This is a genomic window from Brevundimonas sp. (assembly GCF_041648055.1).
GTDB lineage: Bacteria > Pseudomonadota > Alphaproteobacteria > Caulobacterales > Caulobacteraceae > Brevundimonas.
The window spans coordinates 281,691-295,649 of the sequence record NZ_JBAZPS010000003.1; the positions used below are offsets into that span (position 1 = coordinate 281,691).

Annotated in this window: 14 protein-coding genes; 5 read left to right on the forward strand and 9 right to left on the reverse strand. The window is 64.9% G+C overall.

Annotated elements, in window-relative coordinates:
- Positions 1–28: 28 nt before the first annotated feature.
- The 3 genes from WC585_RS09510 to folK all read right to left on the reverse strand — a co-directional run bounded on the left by WC585_RS09510 (position 29) and on the right by folK (position 3,271).
- Entirely contained in the window at positions 29–2,215 is a 2,187-nt protein-coding gene (locus WC585_RS09510) for a bifunctional (p)ppGpp synthetase/guanosine-3',5'-bis(diphosphate) 3'-pyrophosphohydrolase (RefSeq protein ID WP_373257630.1), read from the reverse strand.
- A 98-nt stretch (positions 2,216–2,313) separates the two neighbouring features.
- Positions 2,314–2,673, reverse strand: a complete 360-nt coding sequence (gene rpoZ, locus WC585_RS09515) for a DNA-directed RNA polymerase subunit omega (RefSeq protein WP_373257632.1) — start codon at positions 2,671–2,673, stop codon at positions 2,314–2,316.
- Positions 2,674–2,758: 85 nt separating this feature from the next.
- The gene (gene folK / locus WC585_RS09520) at positions 2,759–3,271 is read right to left on the reverse strand and encodes a 2-amino-4-hydroxy-6-hydroxymethyldihydropteridine diphosphokinase (RefSeq protein ID WP_373257633.1); all 513 of its coding nucleotides are present in this window, start codon (positions 3,269–3,271) and stop codon (positions 2,759–2,761) included.
- Between the two features lie 71 nt (positions 3,272–3,342).
- Here folK and WC585_RS09525 point away from each other — a divergent pair, with 71 nt between their 5' ends.
- Positions 3,343–3,984, forward strand: coding sequence for a uracil-DNA glycosylase (locus WC585_RS09525; protein WP_373257634.1), 642 nt, complete (start codon positions 3,343–3,345; stop codon positions 3,982–3,984).
- Here WC585_RS09525 and smpB read toward each other — a convergent pair.
- Both smpB and dapA read right to left on the reverse strand, forming a co-directional pair.
- Positions 3,981–4,451 (reverse strand): SsrA-binding protein SmpB, encoded by a 471-nt coding sequence (gene smpB, locus WC585_RS09530; protein WP_373257635.1) that lies wholly within the window; start codon positions 4,449–4,451, stop codon positions 3,981–3,983. The two genes, WC585_RS09525 and smpB, sit on opposite strands and share 4 nt — an antisense overlap.
- On the reverse strand, positions 4,451–5,335 hold the full coding sequence (dapA, locus tag WC585_RS09535; protein WP_373257636.1) for a 4-hydroxy-tetrahydrodipicolinate synthase: 885 nt from the start codon (positions 5,333–5,335) through the stop codon (positions 4,451–4,453). The genes smpB and dapA overlap by 1 nt, the downstream gene beginning before the upstream one ends.
- 108 nt (positions 5,336–5,443) lie before the next feature.
- On the opposite strand from dapA, the gene WC585_RS09540 reads away from it, so the two are divergent.
- Positions 5,444–7,531: a transglycosylase SLT domain-containing protein gene (locus WC585_RS09540; RefSeq protein WP_373257637.1), complete on the forward strand. Its 2,088-nt coding sequence runs from the start codon at positions 5,444–5,446 to the stop codon at positions 7,529–7,531.
- On the opposite strand, the gene WC585_RS09545 is transcribed toward WC585_RS09540, so the two are convergent.
- Genes WC585_RS09545 through WC585_RS09560 form a run of 4 tightly spaced genes read right to left on the reverse strand, consistent with a single transcriptional unit; the run spans position 7,480 to position 10,668 of the window.
- On the reverse strand, positions 7,480–8,277 hold the full coding sequence (locus WC585_RS09545; RefSeq protein ID WP_373257638.1) for an ABC transporter ATP-binding protein: 798 nt from the start codon (positions 8,275–8,277) through the stop codon (positions 7,480–7,482). The two genes, WC585_RS09540 and WC585_RS09545, sit on opposite strands and share 52 nt — an antisense overlap.
- Positions 8,274–9,254, reverse strand: a complete 981-nt coding sequence (locus WC585_RS09550; protein ID WP_373257639.1) for a FecCD family ABC transporter permease — start codon at positions 9,252–9,254, stop codon at positions 8,274–8,276. The genes WC585_RS09545 and WC585_RS09550 overlap by 4 nt, the downstream gene beginning before the upstream one ends.
- On the reverse strand, positions 9,251–10,051 hold the full coding sequence (locus tag WC585_RS09555) for an ABC transporter substrate-binding protein (protein WP_373257640.1): 801 nt from the start codon (positions 10,049–10,051) through the stop codon (positions 9,251–9,253). The genes WC585_RS09550 and WC585_RS09555 overlap by 4 nt, the downstream gene beginning before the upstream one ends.
- Positions 10,048–10,668 (reverse strand): TetR/AcrR family transcriptional regulator, encoded by a 621-nt coding sequence (locus WC585_RS09560; protein ID WP_373257690.1) that lies wholly within the window; start codon positions 10,666–10,668, stop codon positions 10,048–10,050. The genes WC585_RS09555 and WC585_RS09560 overlap by 4 nt, the downstream gene beginning before the upstream one ends.
- A 196-nt stretch (positions 10,669–10,864) precedes the next feature.
- Between WC585_RS09560 and WC585_RS09565 the strand changes: the two genes are divergently transcribed.
- Genes WC585_RS09565 through WC585_RS09575 form a run of 3 tightly spaced genes read left to right on the forward strand, consistent with a single transcriptional unit; the run spans position 10,865 to position 13,957 of the window.
- On the forward strand, positions 10,865–12,280 hold the full coding sequence (locus WC585_RS09565; protein WP_373257641.1) for a glycosyltransferase family 2 protein: 1,416 nt from the start codon (positions 10,865–10,867) through the stop codon (positions 12,278–12,280).
- Positions 12,252–13,160, forward strand: a complete 909-nt coding sequence (locus WC585_RS09570; protein ID WP_373257643.1) for a class I SAM-dependent methyltransferase — start codon at positions 12,252–12,254, stop codon at positions 13,158–13,160. Before WC585_RS09565 ends, WC585_RS09570 begins: the two co-directional genes overlap by 29 nt.
- Complete coding sequence (locus WC585_RS09575; protein WP_373257644.1) at positions 13,157–13,957, forward strand: TrmH family RNA methyltransferase; 801 nt, start codon at positions 13,157–13,159, stop codon at positions 13,955–13,957. Before WC585_RS09570 ends, WC585_RS09575 begins: the two co-directional genes overlap by 4 nt.
- Positions 13,958–13,959: the final 2 nt, after the last annotated feature.

Genomic DNA, 13,959 nt, shown 5'->3' on the forward strand with positions numbered 1-13,959 from the left:
ATAGCGAGCGTTGCCGCGCCGTCCAAGCCTATCCCCGCGCCCGCTCGACCGTATCGACCGCCGGATTGGCGCGCAGCGCGGCCATCAGCAGGGTGGCGTGTTTGGCGTCCTCGACCTCCACGTCGATGTCGACGTCGAAGAAGTCCTGCTGGCGGTGGCTCATGACCAGATTCAGGATGTTTCCACCCGCCTCGCCGATCAGGGTGGCGACCTGGCCCAGCACGCCCGGTGCGTTCTGGATGGTGGCGCGGATGCGCGCCGATGCCACAGCCCCCTGCTCGGCCTGAGGCGTCCATTGCAGGTCCTGCCAGACCGAATCGTCGTCGGCAAAGTCCGCCAGTTTCTGGCAGTCGATCGTATGCACCGTCAGTCCTGCTTCTGGCTCCAGAATGCCGACAATGCGGTCGCCGGGCACGGGCGAGCAACAGTGGCCGAAATGGATGCTGACGCCCGGCGTCAGTCCGCCGCCGCGCACGAACAACCGCGCCTGCTCGTCGGCGATCCGCCTGCGGTCCGGTCCGGCCTTCAGCCGTCCCTTCAGCGCAGGGAAAAGGGTTTCGCCGACCTTGGCGGCCGACAGCCGTCCGCGACCGATGGCCTCGAACAGATCGTCGTCATTGGCAAAACCCAATGTCTCGCGCACGGGGGCCAGTGATACCTCGGCCGCCGTTTTGCCGGCACGCGACAGGGTCTGCTCGAAGGTACTGCGGCCCAGTTTCTGAAACTCGCCGCGCTCTGACGTCCGGATATGACGGCGGATGGCCGAGCGCGCCCGGCCCGTGATGGTCAGGGAGCGCCAGTCGACGGGGATCTCCCGCTTGGCCCCCCGCACGATCTCGACCACATCGCCATTCTGCAACTGCGTCCGCATGGGCTTCAGCTCGCCGTTGATCTTGACGCCCACCGCCGTGTCGCCGACCTCGGTGTGGACGGCATAGGCGAAATCCAGCGCCATCCCGCCACGCGGCAGGGTGATCAGCGAGCCTTTGGGCGTGAAGACGAAGACCTGCTCGAGATACATCTCCAGCTTGGCGTGTTCGACCCAGTCCTCGCCGCCCTCGCCGTGCTCTATGACTTGCACGAGGTGACGCAGATTCTGCAGCGGGTCGCGCCCGCCGTCCGCCTCCATGGCCTCCTTGTCGAAGCCATAGGACTTGTTCTTGTAGGCCCAGTGCGCGGCGACGCCGTCCTCGGCCACCCGGTCCATGGCCTCGGTGCGCAGTTGCATCTCGATCCGGAGGCCGGACGGTCCCACGACCGTCGTGTGCAGGCTGCGATAGTTGTTGGACTTGGGCGTCGAGATGAAATCCTTGAACCGCTCCGGCACCATCGGCCAGGCGCGGTGGATGATGCCGAGAGCGCGATAACAGTCGTCTTCCGCCTCGACGATCACGCGGAAGCCATAGATGTCGGACAGGGAGGAAAAACCCACCGACTTGCGCTGCAACTTGCGCCAGATCGAATAGGGCGTCTTCTGGCGGCCATAGACCTTGGCCTTGACCCCACCCTCCTGCAGCACCCGCTCGACCTCGCGCGACACGCCCTCGATGGCGCGGCCATGCTCCAGCTTCAACGCCTCGAGCCGCCGCTCGATCGCCGTGCGGGCCGTCGGGTTCAGATGCTCGAACGCCAGCTCTTCCAGCTCCGACGCGATGGAGTGGATGCCGATCGACCGGCCCAGCGGCGCGTAGACTTCCAGCGTCTCGCGGCTGATCCGCTCGCGCTTTTCAGGCTTGACGTATTTCAGTGTCCGCATGTTGTGCAGACGGTCGGCCAGCTTGACCAGCAGGACGCGGACGTCCTTAGAGATGGCAAGAATGAATTTGCGCAGGTTCTCAGCCTGGCGCGTGTGCTCGGCCTGAAGTTCGAGGCGGCTGAGCTTGGTCACGCCCTCAACTAGAACCGCGATCTCCTCGCCGAACATAGCCGCGATGTCGTCGCGCGTGGCCGAGGTGTCCTCGACCACGTCGTGCAGAAGGGCTGTCACGATGGTGGCCGTGTCCAGCCGATAATCGGTCAGGATACCTGCGACCTGAATCGGATGCGCAAAGTAAGGGTCGCCAGACGCCCGCAACTGCGAGCCATGCATCTTCATGGCGTAGACATAGGCGCGGTTCAGAAGCTGCTCGTCGGCTGTGGGATCATAGGCGCGGACCGCCTCCACCAGCTCGAATTGACGAAGCACCCGGGCCTTGGGCTCGGATGCTTCCTTCACCGGGCGGGTGCCGTCCGGGTCGTTCAGATTGGCAGCTTGCAGCGGCGGGGCGGACTGCCGCGCCGGCAGGATGGTGATACCGTTGGCGGGTTCCGCCGTCAGTAGCGTTCCTCCTGGCCACCGTCGCGGTCGCTTTGCAGCGCACGGATCAGTTCTGCCTCGGCCATGTTCATGTGCTGAGGCTCGGCCAGCAGACCGACGATCTCGGCCTCGTCCTCGGCTTCGGTGCGCTCATCGACACGCTGCAGGGTGACGATGATGGTCTCGGTCATGTCGTCCGGAACGACCTTGTCCTCGGCGATTTCACGCAGGGCGACGACGGGGTTCTTGTCGTTGTCGCGGTCCAGCATCAACGGCGCGCCATTGGCGATGTTGCGGGCGCGGTGACCGGCCAGCAGGACCAGACCGAAACGGTTCGGCACCTTTTCGATGCAGTCTTCGACGGTTACGCGGGCCATTCAAAATCCTCGGGCGGCAATCAGAACCGCACAAAATAGAGTGTTGAGCTCGATTGTGCAACGCCACATGGGCAGCAATACGGCGTCAAACGGCTCGCGCGTCCCGACCGACGGTCGCAGCCGTCGCCAGATCGACCGCCCTGCCCCCGTGCGGATGCTCCCAGTCCGGCGCGATCTCGGCCAGCGGCCCCATCACGAATCGACGCTCTGCCGCCCGCGGATGAGGCAGGATCAGGCCGTCTAGGTCGCCACTCAGCCGACCGTGGGCGATCAGATCCAGATCGAGGGTTCGTGGGGCATTCTGCTGATGGCGCTGACGGCCAAAGGCTTCCTCTATCCGCCCCAGCGCCTGCATCAGGCCATGCGGGTCGTGGTCGCTGCGCACAATGACGACGCCGTTCAGGAACGACGGATCGGTCGGGTCCGGCCAGGCCAGCGACGACCACCAAGACGACCGGGCCAGCACATCGATCCCCTCGGCCCGGAACCGCGCCAGCGCCGCCTCCAGCGCCTCGCGGCAGTCGCGCCAGACGCCGCAGTCGTTGCAGCCCAGAGCCACGATCACTGCGTCATCCAGAGGGCCGTCATAGCGTTCCATCCAAACACCCTACTCCAATCGCAGACATTGCGGGAGTGTGACGCCGTGCAGGCTCGGTGTATCAGCGACCGATGAGCCCCTTCCCGCCCGAACCACCCCGCGACTGCCCGCTGTGCCCCCGTCTGGTCGCTTACAGGGCTGAGAATCAGGCCGCGCATCCCGACTGGTGGAACGGCCCGGCCCCGTCGTTCGGCGACCCGAAGGCGAGGTTGCTGATCGCGGGGCTGGCCCCCGGCCGGACCGGGGCCAATCGCACGGGTCGGCCTTTCACCGGCGATGGTGCGGGCATCATCCTGTACGAGACACTGAAGAAGACCGGCTTCGCACGCGGCCACTACGATCCGGACGGGAATGACGATCTGGAACTGGTCGACTGTATGATCACCAATGCCGTTCGCTGCGCCCCGCCGCTGAACAAGCCCCTGCCGGTCGAGGAGGCGACCTGCCGCCCCTTCCTGAAGACCCGCCTGTCCGAACTGCCCCGACTGAAGGTCATCGTCACCCTGGGCGACGTCTCGCGCCGCAGCATCCTGAAGACGCTGGGCCTGCCCGGCACCGCCATACCCCCCGGCCACGGCGTCGAAGGCCAGGTCGCTGGCTATACCCTGATCAATAGCTACCACTGCTCGCGGCTCAACACGAATACTGGCCGGCTGACGGCGAGAATGTTCGAGGAGATTTTCGAGCGGGCGAAGGCGGCGATCAACGCCTAACCCCGCTCCTTCATCAGTCGCGCCTTATCCCGCGCCCAGTCGCGGTCCGCGCTGGCCTGGCGCTTGTCATGCAGCTTCTTGCCTTTGGCCATGGCGATCTCGATCTTGGCCTTGCCGGCTTCGTTCAGATACAGGCGCACCGGGATGATGGTCTGGCCGTCGCGCTGGACCGCGCCGATCATCCGGTCGATCTGCTTGCGATGCAGCAGCAGACGGCGCGGGCGGCGCGGTTCGTGGTTGAAGCGGTTGGCCTGTTTGTACGGCGGGATGTCGGCGTTGATCAGCACCAGGTCCCGGCCCTCGGGCGAGACATAGCTTTCGGCGATATTGGCCCGTCCGTCGCGCAGGGCCTTGATCTCGGTGCCCAGCAGCTGGATCCCGGCCTCGACGAAATCCTCCAGGAAGTAATCGAACTTGGCCCGCCGGTTCTCGGCCAGCAACTTGGTCTTGGGTTTTTCAGCCGCCATCAGCCGACGCCTGCATCCGCCATGGCGCGGTCGATGGCGGGCTTGACCGCGTCTGCGGTCAGCGAGAGGGGCAGGCGGACCTCTTCGGTACACAGGCCCAGCTTCGCCAAGGCGTACTTCGTCGGTGACGGCGAGTTGTCGAGGAACAGCGCCTTGTGCAGGCCGATCAGACGATCCTGCCAGTCCCGTGCCTTGGCCGCATCGCCCGACACCGCCGCCTTGTGCAGGGCCACCATGGCTTCGGGTGCGACATTGGAGGCGACCGAGATCAGCCCGACCCCGCCATAGGCCAGATAGCCCAGGTAGCTGGGGTCATCACCGGAGATCAGGTCGAACTGACCGTCGATGTTGGCATGCATCCAGCTGACCCGGCTCATGTCGCCGGTGGCGTCCTTGATGCCGACGATGTTCGGGTGTTTCGCCAGCCGAGCCACCGTCTCATTGGCCAGATCTATCCCGGTGCGACCGGGCACATTGTAGAGCAGGATCGGTAGCTGGACCGCATCGGCGATCGCTTCGAAGTGTGCCGCCAGCCCCGCCTGCGACGGGCGAATGTAATAGGGTGTCACGATAAGCGCGCCGTCTGCCCCGACCGTCTTGGCATGGCGGGCCAGGTCGATGGCTTCCTTGGTATAGGGCGAGCCCGTGCCCGCGATCACCCGCACCCGCCCGGCGACCAGTCGCACGCACAGGTCGATCACATGCTTGTGCTCATCCAGGTCCATGCTGGCCCCCTCTCCGGTCGTGCCCATGGGCACGACGCCGTCGACGCCGGCGGCGATCTGGCGTTCGATCAGGGTGGCGAAGGCGGCTTCGTCCACGTTTCCGTCACGAAGAGGTGTGATCAGGGCGGTGATCACGCCCTTGAACAAAGGGGCGGTCATTGAAACGATGGTCCTGCGAGGAAGTGACGGCACACGCCGACAGCGGGCGCAAAGGGTAGGTTGCCGGTCGCCTGACCGCAACCACGACGCATGAGGATAAGACACGGCATGATGATGACCTCCCTGGCAGCCGCGCTGGCCCTACTCGGCCCCGCTCCTGAAACCCTGCTGCCACAGGCGGTTCCCTACACGTCGGTGGCCCCGAACGTCAGCAATCAACCGCGTGTGCTGGACGATCAGGACACGGCGCTTTTCCGTCAAGGTCTGGCGGCCGCCCGCGCCCGCGACATCGCGGGTGCCCGCAACGCCGCCGCCAACATGCGCGATCCAGCGGGTCGCAAGCTGATCGAATGGGCGCTGCTGGACACCTCGGCCTCACAGATGGGGTTCAGCGATCTGGCCGTCGCCGATTCGACCTTCGCCGGCTGGCCCCGCAGCGACAGTCGCCGCGCCGCGACCGAGCGGGCCCTGGACGGTGGCTATGCCAATGCCGAGGCGACCCTGCGTCTGTTCGCCCAGACTCCGCCGTCCACAGTGCAAGGGGCCATCGCTCTGGCCGGAGCCTATGAGCAGACCGGCCGCCGCGACGAGGCCCGCGCCCTGATCACCGACTGGTGGCGCACCCGTTCGTTCGATGACGCCAGCCAGAGCCGCATCCTGGGCCGCTGGAGTGGATGGCTGAACCAGGGCGACCACGATGCCCGCCTGACCATGCTGCTGTCCGGTCCGCATGGCCCAGCAACGCGGGCGATGATGGCGCTGGCTTCGCCTGAGCGCCAGTCGGTCGCCAACGCCGTCCTGGCCCTGCGTACGGCCTATAGCCCCGACGCGATGGTGGCCTCGCTAAGCGCCTCCCAGGCACGCGACCCGAACGTTGCGCTGGAGCGGGTCCGCATCCTGCGCTCGCAGAATCGTCAGTCAGAGGGCTTTGCCCTTCTGTCCGCCCTGCCCCCCGCCCCCTCGCATACCGAGGGTCAGAACACCCTGTGGAGCGAGCGCCGCAACTATTTTCTGGATGCCCTTCAGGTCCGCAACTGGCAGGCGGCCTATGACGCCATGAACGGCCACGCCTTCCCCTCCGGAGAGCGCAAGGTCGATGCGGAGTTCTTCGCCGGCTGGGTCGCCCTGACCAAGCTGAATGATCCGTCACGCGCCGCTGCCCATTTCGAGGTTCTGCGCCAAGCCTCCTCGACACCGATTACCCAGGGCCGTGCTCTTTACTGGCTGGGTCGCGCAGCAGAGGCGAACGGCAACACGCCGATGGCGGTGGAGTATTATCAGGCGGGCTCGCGCCACATCCAGACCTTCTACGGCCAACTCGCCGCCGAGAAGGCCGGTCAGACCACACTCACCCTGCCCGGCGACCCGGCCCCCAGCCAAGCCGAGATCGCATCGTTCGAAGCTAACGAGATGGTCCGCGCCATGCGCATTCTGGGCGAGACGGGCGAGACCAGCCTGTTCCGCGTCTTCGCCTACCAACTGGATGACGTCCTGCCGACGGCTGGCGACATGGCCCTTCTGATGGATATGTCGCGTAACTATGGCGAAGGCTTTACGGCCATGATGATCGGCCGTGCCGCCAGCCAGCGTGGCTTCCTGATGCCTGAGCGTCAGTACCCAGTTCGCCTGCCGCCGCCCGTCGCCGGTGCCGCACCGCTGGAGTTCACCCTGGCCATCACGCGCCAGGAGTCCAGCTTCGACCCCCGTGCGCGCTCCGGGGCCGATGCGCGCGGCATGATGCAGTTCCTTCCTTCGACCGGCAGCCGCGTCGCCCGCCAGCTTGGCCTGCCCTACAGCGACGAGCGGCTGTATGATCCCGACTTCAACATGACGCTGGGCAGTTTCCACCTGGCGGACCTGACCAACAACTTCAACGGCTCCATGCTGCTCACGACGGTGGGCTACAATGCCGGTCCTGGCCGCGTGCCGCAGTGGACGGCACGGTGCGGTGATCCGCGGGCGGGGCAGGTCGATCCAGTCGACTTCATCGAATGTGCGCCCTTCACCGAGACGCGCAACTACATGATGCGGGTCATGGAAAACATGTCGGTCTACAAGGCTCGCCTCAACGGCGGCTCGGCACCCCTGACCCTGTCACAGGACCTGCGTCGAGGCACGCCACGCGGCTCGGCCCAGCCCTACAGCTATGTCGGCTCCGGCGAACAGTATACGCCCGCTGGCGAGCCCTCGGAGTAGCGGCTCTGGCTAAGAAGCGGTCCATCCGGCCCGTCGATCCAGCGAGCTGTCAGGCCGAATACTTCGGACAGGATCTGCGGCGTGAGGGCCTGCATAGGTGCATCGTCGGCGACGACCTTGCCCTGATGCATGACGATGACACGGGCTGCGTATCGGGCGGCCAGCCCCAGATCATGCAGGCTGACCAGCACCGCCTGCCCGGCCTTGGCACGGACGCGTAACAGATCCAGCACCATCAACTGGGCGTCCGGGTCCAGCCCGGCAATCGGCTCATCGACCAGCAGGGCATCGCTTTGTGCGACCAGCGCACGGGCCAGTAGAACGCGCGCCCTCTCGCCGCCGGACATCTGGGCCACGCCGCGATCCGCCAGATGATCAGCCTCGACGGCGTTCAGCGCCTCATGTGCGCGGATCAACGCCTTGGTTGCCGACAGGAATGGCGCGCCCAGCGCCGCCACCTCAACCGCTGGCATGTTCCACGCCACGCGCCTCTCCTGCGGCAGATAGGCGACGCGCTCGGCACGCGCGCTCGGGCTCAGCGCCTTTACCGGCTGCCCCATCGTGGAAGCTGTCCCGTCGACAAGCGGTAGAAGGCCTGCCAGCGCACGGATGACGCTGGACTTGCCCGCGCCGTTCGGGCCGACCAGCGCTACAAGCTCGCCTTTACGGACTGTCAGCGACACCGCTTCCAGCACGGTCAGCTTGCCCAGCCGGGCCGTCGCCTGCTCCAGAACCAGAGCCGTCACAGCCGCCACTCTCGCGCGGCCCGCCAGGCGATCAGGGCGAACAGTGGCGCGCCGACCAGCGCCGTGAACACACCCAGCTTCAGTTCCTGATCCGTCGGTGTCATTCGCGCCAGCAGGTCCGCGACCACCAGCATCAACCCGCCCGCCAACGCCGATGGGAACAGCACCCGCCCCGGATCACCCTTCACCAGCGTCCGCACCAGATGTGGCGCGGCCAGCCCGACGAAGCCGATGACGCCCGCCACGGCTACTGCCGCCCCAGTCGCCAATGCCGCTGCCAGTAGAGCCATCAACCTCAGCCGCGCCATCGGCAGGCCAGATGTCCGCGCCGTCTCCTCACCCAGGCTGAGCATACGCAGGCCGGGTGCCGCGATCGCTGCCAGCACGCCGGACAGCATGATCGCCGGCGTTACCCAGGCCACATCGATCCAGCTTCGGTTCTGAACCGACCCCAGCAACCAACTCATGACCTCGGCGGTGGCTATCGGCGAAGGCGACAGATTGAAGATCAGCGCCGTCGCCGCGCCCGCGAAACTGGACAGGGCCACCCCGAACAGGATCAGGGCCTCTGGCGACCTGACCCTCGCCGAAAACAGAATCAGCAGCCCGCCCGCAAGTCCCGCCCCCACCAAGGCCGCCGTCTCGACTGCTCCCGGAAAGGCGGCTGCCCCCGCAACTATGGCCAGGGCCGCCCCCTGTGCCGCCATAGCTGACACGCCCAGAACGCCTGGATCGGCCAGCGGATTGCGTAAAAGCCCCTGCATCACCGCCCCGGCCAGACCGAGGGCTGCACCCACCATCAGCGCCGTCATGACGCGCGGAGCCCTGACCTGCCACAACACCTCGGCCGGCCCCGACGCCGGATCTGTGAAAGCCGCACGCCATTGCTCTGCGCCGAGCACGCTTTCGCCCATGCCAATGCCGGAAACGGCGGCGGCAATGATCAGCAGGACCAGACCCCAGAGCAGACGATTCATTGCCCTTGGCTTACCATCACGGCGGCGTCTGCAGCGAACCAGGCCGGACAGGTCAGAACCGCCGCAGGGAGTTTGGCGGCTACCCGTCCATCAGACGCACGCTGCATGACGGGATGACGCCCCGGCCCGCGCCAGTCTGAGCGAAACAGATCAAAGAAGCCCAGGACGAACCGTCTGGGCGGCGAAAGCGCCACCCGCTCTACACTCACTGGAGCAAAGCCGGGTGAAGTCGCCAGGTTGGAAAACCCTGCCGCCTTCAGAACGGCGTCGATCAAGGTCCCTGTGCCGGCCGTGAAGCCGCCAGGAGTCAGATACAGCGCCGACGAGTTGCTATCGCTCGTGCGTGGCGAAGCCTTCGCCAGTCGCCCCTGCATCAATGCTGACAGATGTGCTCCACGCTGACGCTGGCCCAGGCCGTCAGCCACTCTGGTGATGTTGTCATGGACACCTTGCATCGTCGTGGCATCATCGATGGTCAGCACCGTGATGCCTCGACGCTCCAATGCCGCAAGGAGCCGCGGCTCCCCGCCCCAGTAACGCACGACGACATCGGGGCGAAAGGCGATCGCGGCCTCCAGCGTGGGCCTGATGCGGCGTCGACCTGCGGCCTGCGCCTTCATCCATGAATCGGGATCGTCCGCACGCGGCGACAAGGCAAGCGTGGCATCGGGCGACAGCGCCAGAACGTATTGATCCCCACACTGATCCAGCGACATGACCCGGAGTGGTGCGGCTTCTGCCGAGGTCGAAATCACAAAACCGGCCGCCAGTGCCGCCCCCCCGAATGCCCCTCTCACGGCTTGAGCAAACCGACGAATAGTGCGTCCAGCAGGGTGTCGACCAAGAGGTCCTTCTCGACCCAGTCGAAATACGGCTTGGTGATGATCAGTGACACCACACCGTGCGCGCCCGCCCACAGGGCCTGGGCCGTCGCCCGAGGTTCTCCGCGCAAACGGCCCTGCGCAGCCGCCTCTTCCACTACGCAGACAAAGGCCCCGAACAACTCGCCCCCCAGGCTCTGCGCCGCACTCTGCGCCTCCTGTGCCTCCTGCGGACGCGTCATATAGACCAGGCGATAGGCGTTCGGATTCTCAAACCCGAACTGCACGTAAGACTGCATCAGCCGTCGCATCCGCTCCTCCGGCGTCCCTGCATCGGCAAGGACAGCGCGATTCATGACCAGCAGTTGCTCAAAAGCCCGCTCGCAGATTTCGTGAAGGATTTGGCTCTTCTCGGAGAAGTGCATGTAGAGCGCCGTGGACGAAAGGCCGACCTCGTCTGCGATCTTCCTGATCGTAGCTCCTTCGTAGCCGTGATCGACGAATATCCGTTCGGCTGCCGCCAGAATTTCAGCCCGGCGAGCGTGACCTTCGCCTTTCGGCTTGCGCTGGGATCGAGTTTGGCTTGCAGACACGGTCAATCGGAAACTCCGGAACGTCCATGTGAATAGCGGCAATCGCCGCCCCTTGCCAATCGCCTGGCAGCTGAACACCACTTGTCGTTGTTAAGCCGACGCGTTACCCGTTTCAGCTGGAGCGGACGGGGGTCAGCACGTGGAAGAGCGATGCGTCAGCGCTGTGCATGGGCTTGCACCCGGGGACAGCGCATCAATGCGCTGGCCAACAATCGGCCAGCTACTGGCGCTTGCAGTCCTGATTGCTGCGATAGTGATCGGGCTGATCTACGCATCGGATCAGGTTGGAAGCATCGTCCTTATTACTGCAGCAGTAACATTCCTTGCCAATGCGATGTGGCGACTGGCTCTGATCATCGTGAGCATGAGATCGCCACCGGAGGCCGACGCCCCGGAGGTCTGGCCCAGATACTCTATCGTGGCGGCACTTCACGACGAGGCGAAAGTTGTCGGGCAACTGATCGAGAGATTGAGCAAGATCGACTACCCTGCCGATCGCCTACAGGGCCTTCTGGTGCTGGAAGCGCATGACCACACCACGATCCAGGCGGCACTTTGCACACCACGGCCCCCTTGGCTGGATATCTTCATCGCCCCCGCTGGGACACCACGAACAAAGCCGAGAGCTCTGAACTGCGCCTTGCCGATTGCGACCGGGGAGATATTGACCGTTTACGACGCCGAAGATGATCCCGATCCTCAGCAGTTGAAGGAAGCGGCTTCAAGGTTCGCATCCGATACATCGGGTCGGCTCGCGTGCCTGCAAGCGCCTTTACGCATCCGACGCAACTACGCCAGCGCCCCACCAACGCCCTTTCTTGATAGGCAGTTTGCGGCTGAATATGCCTCATTGTTTGAAACCGCTCTGCCGGGCATGGCCAAGCTGGGTCTGCCGTTTCCGTTGGGAGGTACCAGCAATCATTTTCGGGTCGATGTTTTGAGAAAAGTCGGAGGGTGGGATGCCTTCAACGTCACCGAAGACGCAGACCTCGGGTTCCGACTGTGGCGTCATGGCTGGCGGCTGGACGTCATTACGCGACCAACATGGGAAACGCCTCCTGGCGGACTCGCCTGCTGGCTTCCGCAGCGAACGCGGTGGCTGAAGGGGTATATGCAAACTTGGGGAACCCATACGCGGCACCCCCTGCAACTGGGTTTTCGTGGTGGATTTGCCCTAGCTGCGACGCTGGGAGCGGGTCTGGTGTCCGCCGCACTATATGGTCCGTCTCTGGCGTGGTTCGTCACGACGGTGGGCGTCTACAGCATCGCTGGCCTGTCGCCTCAAACGCCTGCTTTTGCGATCTGCGTCCTAAGTGTCGGCACAGCCTCTGCCTGGTTGAGCTGTGCAATCGGTACCAGACGGGCAGGCGTCGCGTATGAAGTCAAGGATATGCTGGCGGCACCATTTTACTGGTCTTTGCTCAGTTTGGCATTTGTCCACGCCGCCTGGCGTCTGATCCGCGAACCCTTTGCTTGGGACAAGACCCCGCACGCGCCAGACCAGCCGGTCCAATATCAAGATCAGCACTCTCCAGTGGATGTCAGACTGGACGTGCCCTTGCCTGTCCGCCTATCAGCGTCACATGTCGCCGCGTCTGAACCCACTGCCTGAAACACTCGTCACCCGCGCCTGGGCCGATTACGCGCTGCTGGACAGTGGTGGAGGGCGAAAACTGGAGCGATATGGTCGCTATACCGTCGTTCGGCCCGAACCTCAGTGCTTCTGGTCCGCACGCGATAGTGGCGCGTTCGATCAGGCCGACGCCGTGTTCGATCCAACCGACGAGGATGAGTCCGGGCGTTGGCGCTTCGCGGGAAAGCTCATCGACACGTTTCCTCTGGCCTGGCGTGATGTGCGTTTTACCAGTCGCTTCACGCCGTTCCGGCACTTGGCCTTTTTCCCGGAGCAGGCTGCCAACTGGGAATGGCTGGACAGCCGGATCAGGACCTTAGCCTCAGAACCAGGACGGCCCGCCCCCCGCATCCTCAATCTGTTCGGCTATACGGGCGTAGCAAGCCTGGCTTGCGCAGCAGCGGGAGCCGAGGTCACCCACGTTGACGCCTCCAAGAAATCCGTAGCCTGGGCGCGCGAGAATGCCGAACTTTCCGACCTGGCCGATCGGCCGATCCGCTGGATCGTCGAGGACGCTCGCAAATATGCGGCCCGCGAAGTCCGGCGCGGGGTCAAGTACGATGGGATCATCCTGGACCCGCCTAAGTATGGTCGTGGGCCGACGGGCGAGGTCTGGCGACTGTTCGAAGACTTGCCAGGTTTGTTGAAGGATTGTGCGGCCCTGTTGTCGGATGACGCCTCGTTCCTGCTGCTCAACGCCTATGCGGCGCGGATTTCCGGCCTTTCGCTGTCACATATGATGGCGGAGGCGACGGCTGATCGCGGCGGCACCATCGACTGGGGCGAACTGGCCCTGGCCGAGGATGGTCCGGATGGACGAGCCATCGGCCTCAGCTTCTTCGCGCGATGGTCGGCATGAGCGACGACCGGCTGATCACCTCCCTGACCAACGACACGGTCAAGGCAGTGCGCGCCTTGCATATGCGCAAGGAGCGCGAGACTACAGGCCACTTCCTGGCTGAGGGACTGAAATTCATCGGCGAGGCGCTGGATCAAGGTCGCATTCCCCGTCTGCTGCTGGTCGGCATGGAGGCGCGCGAACATCCCATCTTGGACCGTGCCAAAGGCGCGACTCGCGCGGCGGGTGGCGAGGTCGTCGTGGTCACCCATCCGATCCTGGAAAAGATTAGCCGCCGTGACAACCCGCAGACGGTGCTGGGCGTCTTCGATCAGGTCTACACCCCCCTGTCGGCCATTCAGCCCACATCGGCACCGGCCTGGGTGGCGCTGGAGCAGGTACGCGACCCCGGCAATCTGGGCACCATCATTCGCACGGCCGACTCTGCCGGATGTGGCGGCGTCATCCTGATCGGAGACTGTGTCGATCCCTATTCTGTGGAGGCCGTGCGCGCCACCATGGGCTCGGTCTTCGCCGTCGCCATAGCCCGCGCCACGCCCGCAGAGTTCCTGGCTTGGCGTGACACCTGGCCGGGCAGCGTGATCGGCACTCGGCTGGACGCTACTCATGGCTACCGCGAAGCCTCACTTCGGCATCCGGCCCTCATCCTGATGGGCAACGAGCAGGCCGGACTGACCGACGCCTTGGCCGCAGCCTGCGACGTCAACGTCAAGATTCCGATGCGAGGCCGTGCTGACAGCCTGAACCTTGCCGTCGCGACCGGCATCATGGTCTATGCGGTGACCGACGATGCTTGAGC